Genomic DNA, 13,902 nt, shown 5'->3' with positions numbered 1-13,902 from the left:
TAGATGTGTTTACTGGCAGCGGCGCCGCGGGGGAGCGGTCCAGGGCTTTGACCTGGTCGTCGGCCATCGCGGGACCCGCCAGCAGTCGGATTAGGAAGGAACACCACGGTGGCTCTGCCCACGTTGACTCCAGAGCAGCGCGCGGACGCGCTGGCCAAGGCGGCGGAGGCGCGCAAGGCGCGCTCCGAGCTGTTGGCGTCGATCAAGTCCGGCGAGCGGACCATCGCGTCGGTGCTCGGCAAGGCGAAGGAAGACAAGACCATCGGCAAGACCAAGGTGGCCGCGCTCCTGAAGGCGGTGCCGGGCCTCGGTGCCGTCAAGGTGGCCGCGCTGCTCGAGCAGACCGGCATCGACCCGGACCGGCGCGCCGCCGGCCTCGGCGACCGCCAGCGCTCCGCGCTGATCGACGCGCTCAACTGACACAGGTCTCACCGGGGCCCGCGGGTGCAGCACCCGCGGGCCCTGAACGTGTTCAAAATCCTACCCGTGCTGGGGTTTGCCCGCCGGTTCGGTGGGCATGATGGTGGGGTGATCCAGGACTATCGCCCCGGCTCGTTCCTGCTCGCGTCCCCCCGGCGGGCCCTGCTGGCGACCGGCGAACGGCAGGTCGTCACCGAGCCGGACCCGGACGAGCTGGCCAAGCGGGTCACGAAGCTCCTGGTCGACTCGGACACCCCGGTCGCGGTCGGCGCGCTCCCGTTCGACACCGAAGCCGCACCGCACATCGTGCTGCCGGACACCGCGCGGTGGTCCGGCCCGCTGCCCGCACAGCCCCGCAGGCCCGTCGGCGCCGCCGTCTCGGTCGAGCCGGTGCCCTCCAGGGCGGGTTACGCACACGCGGTGGCCGCCGCCGTCGACTCCCTGCAAGCCGGTGACCTGCGCAAAGTGGTGCTGGCGCGGGCGCTGCGGCTGACCATGCCCGCCCCGGTCGACGTGCGCACGCTGCTCGCGAACCTCGTCTCCGACAACGCCGCCGGCTTCACCTACGCCGTGGACCTGCCGTGCGCGGCGGGCCGCAGGACGCTCGTCGGCGCGACCCCCGAGATGCTGGTGTCCCGCACCGGCACGACCGTCGTCGCGAACCCCCTGGCCGGGTCGATCGCACGCGAGCGGGACCCGGAAGCCGACCGCGCGGCGGGCGAGTCGCTCCTCGCGTCGGCGAAGGACCGCGACGAGCACCGCGTGGTGGTGGAGGCCGTGGCCGAGGGGCTGGCGCCGTTCTGCCGCACCCTCGACGTGCCGGCCGAGCCGTCGCTGATCAGGACCACCGCCGTGTGGCACCTGTCGACCCGCATCGAGGGCGAGCTGCGCGACCCGGGCATCACGTCGCTGCGGCTCGCGAGCGCACTGCACCCGACCCCGGCCGTCTGCGGCACCCCCTACGCCGCCGCCCGCTCGACGATCACCGCGCTGGAGCCGTTCGACCGCGGCTTCTACGCGGGCGCCATCGGCTGGTGTGACGCCGAGGGCGACGGGGAGTGGGTGGTCGGCATCCGCTGCGGCGAGCTGACCGAGCCGGTCACCGGGCCCTCGGCCATGACCCTGTACTCGGGTGCGGGCGTCATGCCGGCCTCGGTGCCGGAGCTGGAGGTCGCCGAGACCTCCGCGAAGTTCCAGACGCTGCTGCGGGCGATGGGCGTGCACCTCGACGTGACCTGAGGGGAACCGCCCACGGTGCTGGCGCGGTCCCTAGCCGAGTGACGCGATGAGGTCGGCCGCGTCCCGCTCGGTGACCTTGGGTTCCTCGGTCCCGAAAACGGCCAGCCCGGCCCGGTACCCCTCTCTCGGGTCGAGGTCGGCCATGAACACGGCACCGCTCTCGACCTCGGGAGCTTCGGACGAGACGACGCGCGGTGGCTCGTCGTGCGCGGTGAGCGTCAGCTTGCTCATCGGCACGGACATGCCCTTCCCGGTGGCCTTGACGACGGCTTCCTTGCGGGACCAGTAGGTGAAGAAGGCGCCCTTCTTGTCACCGGGCGGCACGGTGCGGAAGACGGCCAGCTCGGCGGGGGAGAGCGCGATGCGGGCGAGGTCGTCCACCTCGGCGTCCCGGACCTCCTCGACGTCCACCCCGACCGGCGCGGCCTCGGTGAGGGCGAGCGCGACCCAGTCCCCGGAATGCGAGATCGACACCTCGAGCCCGTCGACCTTCGGCTTGCCGTGCGGCTTCCCGCAGCCGAAGCAGGAACTGTCGATGACGACGTCCCTGGCGGACACGCCCAGTTCGAGCGCGGCGACCCCGCGGATGAGCGTGCGCCCGGTGAGGAACCGGAACTTGTCGATCTCCCGGCGGTAGCCGTCGTAGCGGGACCGCTCGACGTCGTCGAGGAGTTCGAGGAGGGCCGGCGTCCCAGCGGCCGGGCGCGCCCACCACACGTCGCATCGCATGCCCCCGATCATGCCGCAACCCCACTGGCGACGGCCTGGACCATCGGTCGCAAAACGGCCGACCCCGCTGTGGGGTCAGCCACCCGGTTCGGGTTCGCAGGACGGTGGCTGGCACAGGACCCGGGACAGCGCCGCGTAGAAGATGTCGTTGATCTTCGTGGGGTCCGGGGTGGTGAAGGCCTGGCCGCCCGTCGCGCCCGCGATCGCCTGCAGCTCACCGACGTCGATGTCCGGTCCGATGCCGATCCCGACGATCCGGATGGGCCGCTGCGGGTCCTGCAGTTTCGCCAGCTCGGCCAGCAGCTGGTCCCGGCTGATGCTGTTCGGGTCCTCGTTGCGCCCGTCGGTCATCACGATCAGCGTGTTGATCCGGCCGGGCTCGAAGTTCTGCCGCGACGCCTGGTAAGCGGCCAGCGTGCTGTCGTACAGCCCGGTCGCCCCGTTCTCCCGTGCCCGCACCTGGCGCAGTTTCGCGAACGCGTCGGAGCCGACGTGTTCGGCGATCGGCTTGACGGGCAGCAGCTCCTGGTAGTCCTTGTCGCCGTCGAGGTTGGTCGAGAACAGCCAGACGCCGATCTTCGTGGTCGGCTTCATGAGGCCGATGCCCAGTTCCGCGGCCTGCAAAGTCACCGCCATGCGGTTGCGGCCCGTGCCGGGTACCGGTTCGGCCATCGAGCCCGACACGTCCAGCAGCACCTGCACCCGGCCGCTGAGGTTGACGCCGGACCACTCGTTCAGCAGCCGGTCCACCTCCCCGGGCGGCGGCAGCTCGGCCGGGGTCATCCGCGCCGACGAGGTGCGTTGCTCCGTGCCGCGTTTGCGCAGCATCTCGCCGTCCGGGGTACGGAAACCGGCGTCGGACAGCGAGTCCGCGGTCGACTGGGTCATGAGCACGGTCAGGAACTTCTCGGCCGCGGCCCGCTTCTGCTCCGGCGTGTCCGGCAGCACGACGTACGGGAAGTCCAGCGCGGGCACCGCGGGCTGCGCGTACACCGCGACCACCGGCACCGCGTTCGGTTTCGCGTTCTGGCGCAGCACCGCCGCCTCCGACACGAAGAACCCGTCGAGCGGCGTCTCCTCCGACGTCGAGCCGGGCAGCCGGTCGAACAGGTCGGCCGCCGAGGGCAGCGTGTTCGGCGACAGGCTCCGCAGCTGGGTGGTGATCGCCGCGGCCGGGTCGGGCTCCGCCTTCAGCAGTTCGTGCACGCCGTAGAGGACCGAGACGCCGACCGGTTCGAGGGCCGGGTCGGGCATACCGAGTCGCAGCGACCCCACCCGCAGTGCGTCCGCCCACGTCAGCGGCTTCTCCGGCCAGCCGAGCCGCTGCGCGACGTCCTCGGTCAGGCCAAGCGTCACCGGCGAGCTCGCGATCGAGGTGCCGCTGACCGGGCCGGAGAACGCGCCGCGGGCGTCGGCGCGCTGCAGCCACACCGTCGAGTCCGGGATCCACACGTCCGGCTGTTCGGTGCCGTCCGACACCACCAGCGCCTCGGCCGTGGCCGCCGAGTCCCGGTTGGACACCTGCACCGAGTAACACGTGTCCTCAGAGGACAGCTCGCGGGCGGTGCCTGCGATCACCGGCGCGATGTCCGGTGACGCGGTCACGTTGAGCCGCGTGGTGGTGTCGCAGCTCGCCGAGCGCAGCCGGTCGGACAGGAAGTCGTACGTGAACCAGCCGAGCAGACCGAGAACCAGCAGCGCGCACAGCACGATCACGGGCGATTTTCCGCGCCAGCCACGGGATTTCGCGGAGGAGTGCCGCCCCATGTCCGTCGACCTCCAAGCTGGCATGCCGGTCTGCCGGGTGGGAGCACTTTACCGGTTCCCACCCGGTGTTCAAGCGATCACGAGAAGTCAGGTGTAGAGCGCGTCGACCTCGTTTGAAAAGTCTTTCATGATGACGTTTCGCTTGAGCTTCAGCGACGGGGTCAGATAACCGTTCTCCGGGTTGAACTCGGTGTCGAGAATCCGGAACTTCCGGACCGACTCCGCTGTCGACACGGCGAGATTCCCGTCGTCGACGGCCTTCTGGATCTCCGCGTTCAGGTCGGCGTCGTCGGCCAGTTCCGCGACCGTCGCGTTCTCCGCCTTGCCGGTCGTGGTTTTCCAGTAGGCGAAGTAGTCCAGGTCGATCGTGATCAGCGCGGCGATGTACTTCTGCCCGTCGCCGACGACGAGTGCCTGACCAACGAGCGGGTGCGCCGCGATCCGGTCCTCGATCACCGACGGCGCCACGTTCTTGCCGCCGCTGGTCACCAGGATTTCCTTCTTGCGGCCGGTGATCTTCAGGAATCCGTCGTCGTCCAGCTCGCCGAGGTCACCGGTCGAGAACCAGCCTTCCTCGTCGATGCACTCGCGCGTCGCGGTCTCGTTCTGCCAGTACCCGGTGAGCAGGCCCGCGCCGCGCAGCTGGATCTCGCCGTCCTCGGTGATCCGCACGGCCGTGCCGGGCAGCGGCCTGCCGACCGTGCCGGGCTTCGCCGCGAACGGCGAGTTCACGAACGACGCCGCGGTCGACTCGGTGAGCCCGTAGCCCTCGTACACGGTGATGCCGACGCCGCGGAAGAAGTGCGTGAGCCGCAGCCCGAGCGCCGCGCCGCCGGAGATGGCGTACTTGACCTGCCCGCCGAGCGCGGCCCGCAGCTTGGCGTACACGAGCTTGTCGAACACCGCGTGCTTGATCCGCAGCCCGAGCCCTGGCTTGCCGTCCGCCTCGCTCCACGCGATCGCGGTGGCCGCGGCCGCGTCGAAGATCTTGCCCTTGCCGCCGGCGTGCGCCTTCTGCCGCGCGCCGTTGTACACCTTCTCCAGCACGTAGGGCACGGACAGGATGAACGTCGGCTTGAACGCGGCCAGGTTGTCGGTCAGCGTCTTCACGTCCGCCCAGTGCCCGAGCGTCGCGCGTGCGATCACGGCGCCGACCTCGACCATGCGCCCGAACACGTGCGCGAGCGGCAGGAACAGCAGCGTGGACGGGCTCTCCGGGCCGCCGTCGCCCTTGAACAGCGCGGCGAGGTACTCCACCGCGTTGTTGCAGGCGGCGAACAGGTTGCGGTGGGTGAGCACGACACCCTTGGGCTTGCCGGTGGTGCCGGAGGTGTAGATCAGGGTCGCGAGGTCGTCGACCGCGACCGCCTTGCGACGCTCCTCGACGGCCGAGTCGTCGAGTGCCTTGCCCGCCTCGACCAGCGACTCGACCGCCTTGTCGTCGATCCGCCACACGTGCTCGAGCGCGCCGAGCCGCTCGCGGACCTGGTCGACCCGCTGTGCGAGCGCCGCGTTCTCCGCGACCACGCCCACCGCACCCGAGTCGGACATGATCCACTCGATCTGCTCGGCCGAGGAGGTCACGTAGATCGGCACCGACGCCGCGCCCGCCGCCCAGATGGCGAAGTCGAACAGCGTCCACTCGTAGCAGTTCGCGGACAGGATCGCGACCCGGTCGCCCGGCTCGACACCGGCCGCGATCAGGCCTTTCGCGACCTCGACGACCTCGGTGCGGAACTGCGCGGCGGTGACATCCCGCCACGAGCCGCCGACCTTGCGCCGGAACGTCACGCTGTTGGGGGCCTCGTCGGCGTTGGTGAACACGACGTCCGCCAGGCCGCCGCTGTCCGGTACGCCGGCCAGCGGGGGGACAGCGAGTTCGCGCATGGTCTGCTCCTAGGTACGAACAAGTGCGCCGCCCCGTCACCAGCGACGCTACCTCACAGTAACTTGGAGTATCTTGCACGCGCACGCGGCGCGGGGCCACCCCCTGGCGATCATCGGAGGTGGCCCCGCGTCAATTGGGCCGAACGGGCTAGCGGGTCAGAACGTGAGCCGCCACAGGTCGATGTAGCCGGTGTCGGCCCGGTAGGTGTCCCGGACCTGCAGCCGCCACGTGCCGTTCGCGACCTCGCTGGACGCGTTCACCGTGTAGGTGGCGAGCACGTTGTCGGCGGAGTCGCTGGTGGACGAGTTCTTCAGCCGGTAGGCCGTGCCGTCCGGCGCCAGCAGGTCGATCACCAGGTCACCGCGGAAGGTGTGCTTGATGTCGACGTGCACCTGCAGGTCCGACGGCGCGTTGCCCGCGACGCCGGTGACCGCGACCGAGCTGGTCACCGCCGACCCGGCGTCCGGGATGTTGACGTTGGCCGCGTTCTCGAACGACGGGCCGGCCGGCGGCGGCTCGGTGCCGTCACACGTCGCCCCGATGACCCGCGGCGGGCAGTCGGCGTAGTCGAGCATCGTGAGCAGGGCGTTCCGGTTGCGCGAGGTCTCCCGGCCGATCACCTCGTCGGGCGGGTAGAAGCCGTTGATCCCGCCGCTCGACGGGTACATCTCGAACGTGTACCCGTAGATCTTGTGGGCGCCCCACAGCCAGTCGTCGATGGAGCCGTCGGTGATGTAGAGGTCGGAGGCCTGTTCCGGCGTGTAGCCGTTGGTCGCCGCCATCTGCCTGCCCAGAGTGGAGAACACCTGGTAGTCCTGGGCGGTCATGCCCGGCGCGGTGTCGTTGTAGGTGTAGCCGAACGGCCACAGCACCAGCTCGCTGAACGTGTGGAAGTCGATGCCGGTCCTGATCTGCTGGACCCCGCCGACCACGCGGCTGTTCACGAAGTTGATGACGTTGCGCACCTCGGGCGCGGACCCGGCCGAGGGTCCCCGGTAGGTGTCGCTGGAGGTGCTGCCGGACGAGCCGCCGCAGCAGCCCCACTGGTAGGGCCAGTTGCGGTTCAGGTCGGTGCCGACGTAGGAGCTGCCGGAGTTCGGCTGCCGGTTCTTCCGCCAGCCCGCGTACGAGCCGGAGCGGATGTCCCACTCGCCGCCGTCCGGGTTCAGGTCGGGGATGATCCAGATCTCGCGCGAGTTCACGAGGTTCGTGATTCGGCTGTCGGAGCCGTACTTGTCGGTGAACTCGGCGAGGATGTACAGCGCCATCTCGACGGTCAGGTGCTCACGGGCGTGCTGGTGGGCGGTGAAGAGGACCTCGGGCTCGTTCTCGTCGGTCGCCGCGTTGTCGGAGATCTTCAACGCCACCATCTGCCGGCCCTCGTACGAGTTGCCGATGGCGACCTTCCTGAGGATGGCCGGGTGGTCGGCGACGGCCTGGTCGATGACCGCCGTCATCTCCGCGTAGTTGTGGTAGTTCGCGTCGGCGGGCGGGAAGTCCAGCGGCGTCGCGTCATGGCTGTGTGCCAGTCCGGCCTGCTTCTCGGGCTTGAGCCCGAGCGCCTCGATGGCCCGCACCTCCTGCGCCGTGGCGGTGATGTTCAACGCCCCGTGCTCGAAGGAGTTGATGACAGCGCCGGTGGCGGCGATCTGGCTGCGTTCCTTGACGGTCTCGATGCCGTCGATGAAGTACTCGGCGGTGTCGGGCCCCTGGGGGTCGGACACCGCGCTACCGGTCGTGGACAGAACGAGGGTCAGGGCGGCAAGCGCCCCGACCACGATGGACGGGCGTGTGTGTCGCACGCGTTTCCTCCCGCAGGGGACGCCGGTGTGATGGCCGGCGCTGGAGGTTGATCTTCAGTTGTTGGCCGCACACCGCCGAACCCCGTCACCGAGGTGCCCTCACGGTCGGCATACGCCCGCTAGCTGATAGTTCCCTCGCCGAGCCCGCCTTCACAAGAGGGCGGTCTTCCCAGTTCACAGACAGCGCGGGGCGGCCGGCGGCCCGGCCCGGCTACCGCAGCCGCGTCTTCTTCATCACCCGCAGCGTCGCCGCCATGAGCCGCGAATACACCCCGTGCGGCAGCCACCGAGGCGGGTTCACCAGGTCGACCCGTTGCGCCGCGACGGACTGCACCTCCGTGTACCGCAGCAACCCGGCCGCGCCGTGGCGTCGTCCCAACCCCGAGGCGCCCATTCCGCCCATCGGCGCGTCCGTCGAACCGAACGCCGCCGCGTACCCGTCGTTCACGTTGACGGTCCCGGTCCGCAGCCGCGCCGCCACCCGCCGCGCCCGCACCGGATCCCGCCCGTACACACTCGCGTTCAACCCGTAGTCCGTGTCGTTCGCCAGTGCCACCGCCTCGTCCTCCGTCGCGTACGGGTACAGCGTCACCACCGGCCCGAACGTCTCCGACGCGTGGCACAGCATGTCCGGCGTGACGTCCGTCAGCACCGTCGGCTCATAGAAGAACGGTCCCAGGTCCGTTCGCGGCCGCCCGCCCGCGAGCACCGTCGCGCCCTTCGCCCGCGCATCGTCCACATGCTCCGACACCGTCTTCAGCGCGCGCCGCGACGTCAGCGACCCCACGTCGGCGCCGTAGGAGTACCCCGCGGCCTGCCGCAGCCGCCCCACCTCCGCGACGAACGCCGCCGCGAACCGGTCGAAGATCGCGTCCGGGACGTAGATCCGTTCCAGTGCAAGGCAAAGCTGTCCCGCGTTCGCGAAACACCCGCGCACCGCCGACCGCGCCGTCGCCGCGATGTCCGCGTCGTCCAGCACGATCATCGGGTTCTTGCCGCCCAGCTCCAGCGAGCACCCGATGAGCCGCTCGCCTGCCCGCGCCGCGATCAGCGCACCGGTGCGCGTCGAACCGGTGAACCCCACGTAGTCACAGGTGTCCACCACCGCGCCACCGATCGTGGGGCCGTCGCCAAGCACCATCTGCAGCAGATCCTCCGGCAGACCCGCGCGGTACAGCAGGTCGGCGCCGAACAGCGGGCTCAGCGCGGTCTGGCTGTCGGGCTTGCACACCACCCCGTTGCCCGCGATCAGCGCCGGGATCAGGTCGCCGAGCGCCAGCGCGAACGGGTAGTTCCACGGCGAGATGATCCCGACGACACCCTTGGGCTGCCGCAGCTCGGTGACCCCGATGGCGCCCGGCATCAGGCCGGCCCTGCGCTTGGGGCGCAACAGTTTCCGCGCGGTGCGCAGGTAGTAGCTCGTCACCAGCGCGGGCTCGCACAGCTCCTCGAACGCGTCCCTGCGTGCCTTGCCGGTCTCGGCCTGCAACAGGTCGACGAGGATCTCGCGGTCCCGGAGCAGCAGTTCGTGGAACCGGTGGAACACCGCGAGCCGGTCCTCGACCGGTCGCGCCGCCCATTCCCGCTGCGCACGGCTCGCCCGCTCGTACGCGGTGCGCACGTCGGTGACGCTCGACGCGGGCAGCACGGCCAGTTCGCCGCCGGTGAACACCTCCGTCGACGTGTGGGTGTCCGAAGTGGACGCGCAGACGCGGCCGCGCAGCGTGTCGAGCAGCGGGTCGGTCAGCGCGGGCGGGCGACTCATCCGGTGATCTCCCGGTCGGTCGTCGGTGCGCTCGCGGCGGCACGCTCCTCGTAGGCCCGACGAGCCTCCGGTGACGCTCCGAGCAGGATCTGGTCACCCTTGAGTGTCCGCGACACCCATTCGGCTGCCGCGCGGGGAAGTAGGCGCGTGAACCGGAACGTGGCGTCGAGCGACCGGGGCACGAACACCTCGAACCGGGGGTACCGCAACGTCCGCACGATCGCCTCGGCGACGTCCGACGCCTCGATCGACTTGATGAACCGCGCGTCGGTGAGCCCGGAGGCGAGCTCGGTGCGCACGATGGCCGGCATCACGACGGAGATCTCGACACCCGAGCCGCGCAGCTCGGCGCGGACGGCCTCGGACAGCCCGACGACACCGTGCTTGGTCGCGCAGTAGGTCGCACCACCGGGAAAACCGGCCTTGCCCGCGGCCGACGCGATGTTGACGATGTGCCCGGTCCGCCTCGGCCGCATGCGCCGCACGCCCTCGCGGGTGCCGTGGATGACGGCGTGCAGGTTGATGGCGAGCTGGTGGGCGGTGGTGCGGTCGTCCTCGTCCTCGAACGGGCCGAGCGGCATGATCCCCGCGTTGTTGACGAGCACGTCGACGGGCCCGAGCTGCTTCTCGACGTCGTCGAGGAACCGCGAGAACCCACCGCGGTCGGTCACGTCGAGCGGCAGGGCGACGGCGTCGCCACCGATCTCGTCGGCGGTCCCCTTGGCGAGGTCCAGGTCGAGGTCACCGATCGCGACGGTGGCCCCGGCTCTGACCAGCACGGTGGCGGTGGCGGCGCCGATCCCCCGGCCGCCTCCGGTGATCACGACGACTTTCCCGGCCAATGAACGAGGACGCCGCGCCATCGAAGCTCCCGACATACAATCCAGCAGGAATGTTTCCCTGAGCATCCCAGTCCCCCGAACGCGGCGCAAGGCCACCGCGCTTGGTGGTCACGTTCCGGGGCCGGTCACGCGTGGGCGTGCAGGTCGGTGCCGGCGCGTTCGTTGTCCCGGTTCTGGATGTCGGTGCTGCCGTGCAGGTGTGGGCGTTCCGGGGTGTGGTGGTTGTTGCGTTCGAGGCCGTAGACGACGAGGGCGACGATGACGGTGAAGACCAGAAGTTCCATGGCACTAAGTTTGCGCTCGTCACTTTACTGCCAACAGTGGCAGAACGGACCTTGTGCGACAAAATCCTGCCATCTACGCTGGCGGCATGCTGAAGACCGTCGCCGCGATCGTGATCGATCGGGTCGCGCCCTTCGAGTTCGGTGTCATCTGCGAGGTGTTCGGGATCGACCGGACCGAGGAAGGGGTGCCGCCGTTCGAGTTCCTCGTCTGCGGGGAGCGGCCAGGTGAACCGCTCGCGACCAGCGTCGGTGCGCAGCTCGTCCCCGCGCACGGGCTGGACGTCGTCGAACGGGCCGACCTCGTCGCGGTGCCCGCCGCGGCCATGCGGGACGACTACCCGCCCGCCGTGCTCGACACGCTGCGCAGGGCCGCGCAGCGGGGCGCCACCCTGCTGTCGGTGTGCAGCGGCGCGTTCGTCCTCGGCGCCGCCGGGCTGCTCGACGGCCGCCACTGCACCACCCACTGGAGCCACGGCCAGGACCTGCTCGAGCGCTTCCCGTCGATCAGGCTCGATCCCGACGTCCTGTTCGTCGACGACGGCAACATCATCACCAGCGCTGGTACGGCCGCGGGCATCGACGCGTGCCTGCACCTCGTCCGCCGGGAGCTGGGCGCCGGGGTCGCCAACGTTATCGCGCGCCGCATGGTCGTGCCGCCGCAGCGGGACGGGGGGCAGCGCCAGTACGTCGAGCTGCCGATCCCCGAGTGCACCGCCGACAGCCTCTCGCCGGTCCTCACCTGGATGCTCGGCAACCTGGCGACCGAGCACACGGTCGCCGAGCTGGCCAGGCGCGCGCAGATGTCCGACCGCACGTTCGCGCGCCGCTTCGTCGCGGAAACCGGTACCACGCCGAACAAGTGGCTCACCATGCAGCGCGTGCTGCGGGCACGGCAACTGCTCGAGGAGACCGGCCTGACCGTCGAGGAGGTCGCCGACGAGTGCGGGTTCGGCTCCGCCGCGCTGATGCGCCACCACTTCAACAAGGTCGTCGGCGTCTCGCCGAAGGACTACCGGCGCACGTTCGGTGCCGCGAAAGAGATTCCGGCCTGAACGGGGCGGCGCGCATGGCGATAACAATACCTACCAAGCGGTATTTTTCCGCACCTGTTCGGGTGGAATCTGGGCTAAGCTGACGATCGTTTGGCGCGCGCGTCTCCGAGGCCCTGCTGGTCCCGCTTCGGTGACGCCCTTGCGGCTGGAGGTCGGAGTGGCACGGCAGGAACGAGCGGAACGAACGCGCAACGCGATCCTCGACGCGGCGGCGGCGGTGTTCGACGAGTACGGCTTCAACGGAGCCAGCCTGTCCGACATCCTCGCGAAGGCAGGGGTGACGAAGGGTGCGCTGTACTTCCACTTCTCGTCGAAGGAGGACCTGGCGCACGCCCTGGTGAGCGAACAGCTCATCGTGGGCCAGTCCCTGCCAAGCGATGCCCCGGCCGGCATCCAGTCGGCCATCGACCTGTGCCACCACATGGCCAACGCGTTGCGCACCAGCGTTCGCGCACGGGCGAGCAGCCGCCTGGTCATCGAGACCGGCACGTTCGCCGAACCCGCACCGGACGCCTACGCGGGCTGGATCGAGACCGTGCGCGAGTACCTGGTCGCGGCCCGGGAACGCGGCGACCTGAAAGCGGACCTGAAGCCGGACGTCATCGCCCGATGGGTGATCGCCTCGTTCACGGGGGTGCAGATCTCCTCGCAGGTCCTGTCCGGCCGCGAGGACATCCACGAGCGGGTCACCGAGATGTGGCGCATCGCCCTGCCCGGTCTCGTGCCGCCCCGCCGCGTGGCCCGCTTCGTCCCGTCCGGCACCGTCGCCTACGGCGCCGGGGACGCCAGGGACGTCAGGGACATCGCCTGACGACGGTGGCCCGGCCACCGGGTGGCCGAGCCGCTGCCGCCACCGCCCGCACCCGGATCAGCTCTCCACGAGTGCGATCGCGAAGCCGTCGTACCCCTTCCCGCCGACCGTCTGGACCATCGTGGCCGACACCCTCGGCTCGTTCGCGAGCAGCCTGCCCAGTTCGCGGGTGCCGACGACCGACGGGTCGGTGCTGGTCGCGTCGATCACCAGGCCGCTGCGCACCACGTTGTCGATGACGATCACGCTGCCCGGCCGGGAGTGGTCCAGCGCCCACCGGAAGTACTTCGGGTTGTTGACCTTGTCGGCGTCGATGAAGAACAGGTCGAACGGTGCCTCGTCGGCGATCGTGGGCAGCGTGTCGAGCGCGGCGCCCACCTTCACCTCGACGCGGTCCGCCAGGCCGGCGTCCGCGATGTTCGCCAGGGCCACCTCGGCGTGCAGCGGGTCGTACTCGAGCGTGATCAGCTTGCCCTCCGGCGGCAGCGCCCTGGCCAGCCAGATGGTGCTGTAGCCGGCGAGCGTGCCGATCTCGAGGATCTTGCCCGCGCCGTGGATGCGGGCGAGCAGGTGCAGCAGCTTGCCCTGGTTGGGCGCGACGGCTATCTGCGGCAGCCCGGCCCGGTCGCTCGCCGCGAGCGCGTCGTCCAGCGCGGGGTCGGAGCCGATGAGCAGGCCGGAGATGTAGTCGTCTACCTCTGTCCACACGCGTTGCGTCATGCCGCCATTATTCGCGGTGCGGCGCCCGTGGACGCTCTGAAGGACGCTTTCGGGGCGTCGAGCGTCCCGAAAGCGTCCTTCAGAGCAGTGCGTCTGCGGCCGACCTGCTCAGCTCTTCGCGGAGAGGACGAAGACCGGGATCTCCCGGTCGGTCTTCTTCTGGTACTCCGCGTAGTTGGGGAACGCCTCGACGGCGCGGTCCCACCACCTGGCCCTCTCCTCGCCGGTCACCTCGCGGGCCACCATGTCCCGGGGCGTGGGGCCGTCCTGCAGCTCCACCTCGGGGTTGGCCTTGATGTTGTGGTACCAGACGGGGTGCTTGGGCGCGCCGCCCAGCGACGCGACGACCGCGTACTCGCCGTCGTGTTCGACCCGCATCAGCGGCGTCTTGCGTAGCTTGCCGGTCTTGGCGCCCTTGGTCGTCAGGATCACCACCGGCAGGCCGATCATCGTGTTGCCGCGCGTGCCGCCGGACCTCTCGTACTCTTCGACCTGTTCGCGGGCCTGGTCGGACGGGCTCGGCTCGTACTCACCGTGCAGAGGCATGCCTCCAGTGAACACGAAGCCGGGCCCGTCCGCAGGG

13 protein-coding genes are annotated in these 13,902 nt (G+C 70.2%); 4 read left to right on the top strand and 9 right to left on the bottom strand.

Annotated features, from left to right (window positions below; genetic code table 11):
* The first annotated feature begins 108 nt into the window (after positions 1–108).
* Complete coding sequence (gene mihF / locus ACFPCV_RS11880) at positions 109–420, top strand: integration host factor, actinobacterial type (RefSeq protein WP_184816564.1); 312 nt, start codon at positions 109–111, stop codon at positions 418–420.
* Positions 421–528: 108 nt separating this feature from the next.
* On the top strand, positions 529–1,659 hold the full coding sequence (locus tag ACFPCV_RS11875) for an isochorismate synthase (RefSeq protein ID WP_378056151.1): 1,131 nt from the start codon (positions 529–531) through the stop codon (positions 1,657–1,659).
* A gap of 30 nt (positions 1,660–1,689) precedes the next feature.
* Here the strand turns inward: ACFPCV_RS11875 and ACFPCV_RS11870 are convergent, their stop codons facing one another.
* The 7 genes from ACFPCV_RS11870 to ACFPCV_RS11840 all read right to left on the bottom strand — a co-directional run bounded on the left by ACFPCV_RS11870 (position 1,690) and on the right by ACFPCV_RS11840 (position 10,736).
* The gene (locus tag ACFPCV_RS11870; protein WP_378056150.1) at positions 1,690–2,388 is read right to left on the bottom strand and encodes a 4'-phosphopantetheinyl transferase family protein; all 699 of its coding nucleotides are present in this window, start codon (positions 2,386–2,388) and stop codon (positions 1,690–1,692) included.
* A 75-nt stretch (positions 2,389–2,463) separates the two neighbouring features.
* Positions 2,464–4,104 (bottom strand): substrate-binding and VWA domain-containing protein, encoded by a 1,641-nt coding sequence (locus ACFPCV_RS11865; protein WP_378056149.1) that lies wholly within the window; start codon positions 4,102–4,104, stop codon positions 2,464–2,466.
* A gap of 138 nt (positions 4,105–4,242) precedes the next feature.
* On the bottom strand, positions 4,243–6,042 hold the full coding sequence (locus tag ACFPCV_RS11860) for an AMP-dependent synthetase/ligase (protein WP_378056148.1): 1,800 nt from the start codon (positions 6,040–6,042) through the stop codon (positions 4,243–4,245).
* A gap of 156 nt (positions 6,043–6,198) precedes the next feature.
* A complete protein-coding gene (locus ACFPCV_RS11855) occupies positions 6,199–7,845 on the bottom strand; it encodes a M14 family zinc carboxypeptidase (RefSeq protein ID WP_378056147.1) in 1,647 nt (548 codons plus the stop codon).
* Between the two features lie 211 nt (positions 7,846–8,056).
* Positions 8,057–9,610, bottom strand: a complete 1,554-nt coding sequence (locus ACFPCV_RS11850; RefSeq protein WP_378056146.1) for a succinic semialdehyde dehydrogenase — start codon at positions 9,608–9,610, stop codon at positions 8,057–8,059.
* Positions 9,607–10,473 carry an SDR family oxidoreductase gene (locus tag ACFPCV_RS11845; protein WP_378056145.1) on the bottom strand — a complete coding sequence of 289 codons (867 nt, stop codon included), beginning with the start codon at positions 10,471–10,473 and terminating at the stop codon, positions 9,607–9,609. Before ACFPCV_RS11845 ends, ACFPCV_RS11850 begins: the two co-directional genes overlap by 4 nt.
* A 104-nt stretch (positions 10,474–10,577) precedes the next feature.
* On the bottom strand, positions 10,578–10,736 hold the full coding sequence (locus ACFPCV_RS11840) for a hypothetical protein (RefSeq protein WP_378056144.1): 159 nt from the start codon (positions 10,734–10,736) through the stop codon (positions 10,578–10,580).
* Positions 10,737–10,822: 86 nt separating this feature from the next.
* On the opposite strand from ACFPCV_RS11840, the gene ACFPCV_RS11835 reads away from it, so the two are divergent.
* Positions 10,823–11,788 carry a helix-turn-helix domain-containing protein gene (locus ACFPCV_RS11835; RefSeq protein WP_378056143.1) on the top strand — a complete coding sequence of 322 codons (966 nt, stop codon included), beginning with the start codon at positions 10,823–10,825 and terminating at the stop codon, positions 11,786–11,788.
* A 157-nt stretch (positions 11,789–11,945) separates the two neighbouring features.
* Positions 11,946–12,599: a ScbR family autoregulator-binding transcription factor gene (locus ACFPCV_RS11830; protein ID WP_378056142.1), complete on the top strand. Its 654-nt coding sequence runs from the start codon at positions 11,946–11,948 to the stop codon at positions 12,597–12,599.
* 57 nt (positions 12,600–12,656) lie between these two features.
* Here the strand turns inward: ACFPCV_RS11830 and ACFPCV_RS11825 are convergent, their stop codons facing one another.
* Both ACFPCV_RS11825 and ACFPCV_RS11820 read right to left on the bottom strand, forming a co-directional pair.
* Positions 12,657–13,319: an O-methyltransferase gene (locus ACFPCV_RS11825; protein WP_378056141.1), complete on the bottom strand. Its 663-nt coding sequence runs from the start codon at positions 13,317–13,319 to the stop codon at positions 12,657–12,659.
* Positions 13,320–13,427: 108 nt separating this feature from the next.
* Entirely contained in the window at positions 13,428–13,865 is a 438-nt protein-coding gene (locus ACFPCV_RS11820; protein WP_378056140.1) for a nitroreductase family deazaflavin-dependent oxidoreductase, read from the bottom strand.
* Positions 13,866–13,902 lie beyond the last annotated feature (37 nt).

Origin of the sequence: Actinophytocola glycyrrhizae (assembly GCF_042653545.1) — a bacterium.
In the GTDB taxonomy this organism is placed as follows: Bacteria; Actinomycetota; Actinomycetes; order Mycobacteriales; family Pseudonocardiaceae; genus Actinophytocola; species Actinophytocola glycyrrhizae.
This window is presented reverse-complemented; position numbering and strand designations above follow the sequence as displayed.

What these genes read in the sequence shown, in the direction of transcription:
- ACFPCV_RS11845 (WP_378056145.1), bottom strand. Translation starts at nt 10,473, where the DNA reads ATGGCGCGGCGTCCTCGTTCATTGGCCGGGAAAGTCGTCGTGATCACC.
- ACFPCV_RS11850 (WP_378056146.1), bottom strand. Translation starts at nt 9,610, where the DNA reads ATGAGTCGCCCGCCCGCGCTGACCGACCCGCTGCTCGACACGCTGCGC.
- ACFPCV_RS11860 (WP_378056148.1), bottom strand. Translation starts at nt 6,042, where the DNA reads ATGCGCGAACTCGCTGTCCCCCCGCTGGCCGGCGTACCGGACAGCGGC.
- ACFPCV_RS11835 (WP_378056143.1), top strand. Translation starts at nt 10,823, where the DNA reads ATGCTGAAGACCGTCGCCGCGATCGTGATCGATCGGGTCGCGCCCTTC.
- ACFPCV_RS11840 (WP_378056144.1), bottom strand. Translation starts at nt 10,736, where the DNA reads ATGGAACTTCTGGTCTTCACCGTCATCGTCGCCCTCGTCGTCTACGGC.
- ACFPCV_RS11870 (WP_378056150.1), bottom strand. Translation starts at nt 2,388, where the DNA reads ATGCGATGCGACGTGTGGTGGGCGCGCCCGGCCGCTGGGACGCCGGCC.
- ACFPCV_RS11820 (WP_378056140.1), bottom strand. Translation starts at nt 13,865, where the DNA reads ATGCCTCTGCACGGTGAGTACGAGCCGAGCCCGTCCGACCAGGCCCGC.
- ACFPCV_RS11825 (WP_378056141.1), bottom strand. Translation starts at nt 13,319, where the DNA reads ATGACGCAACGCGTGTGGACAGAGGTAGACGACTACATCTCCGGCCTG.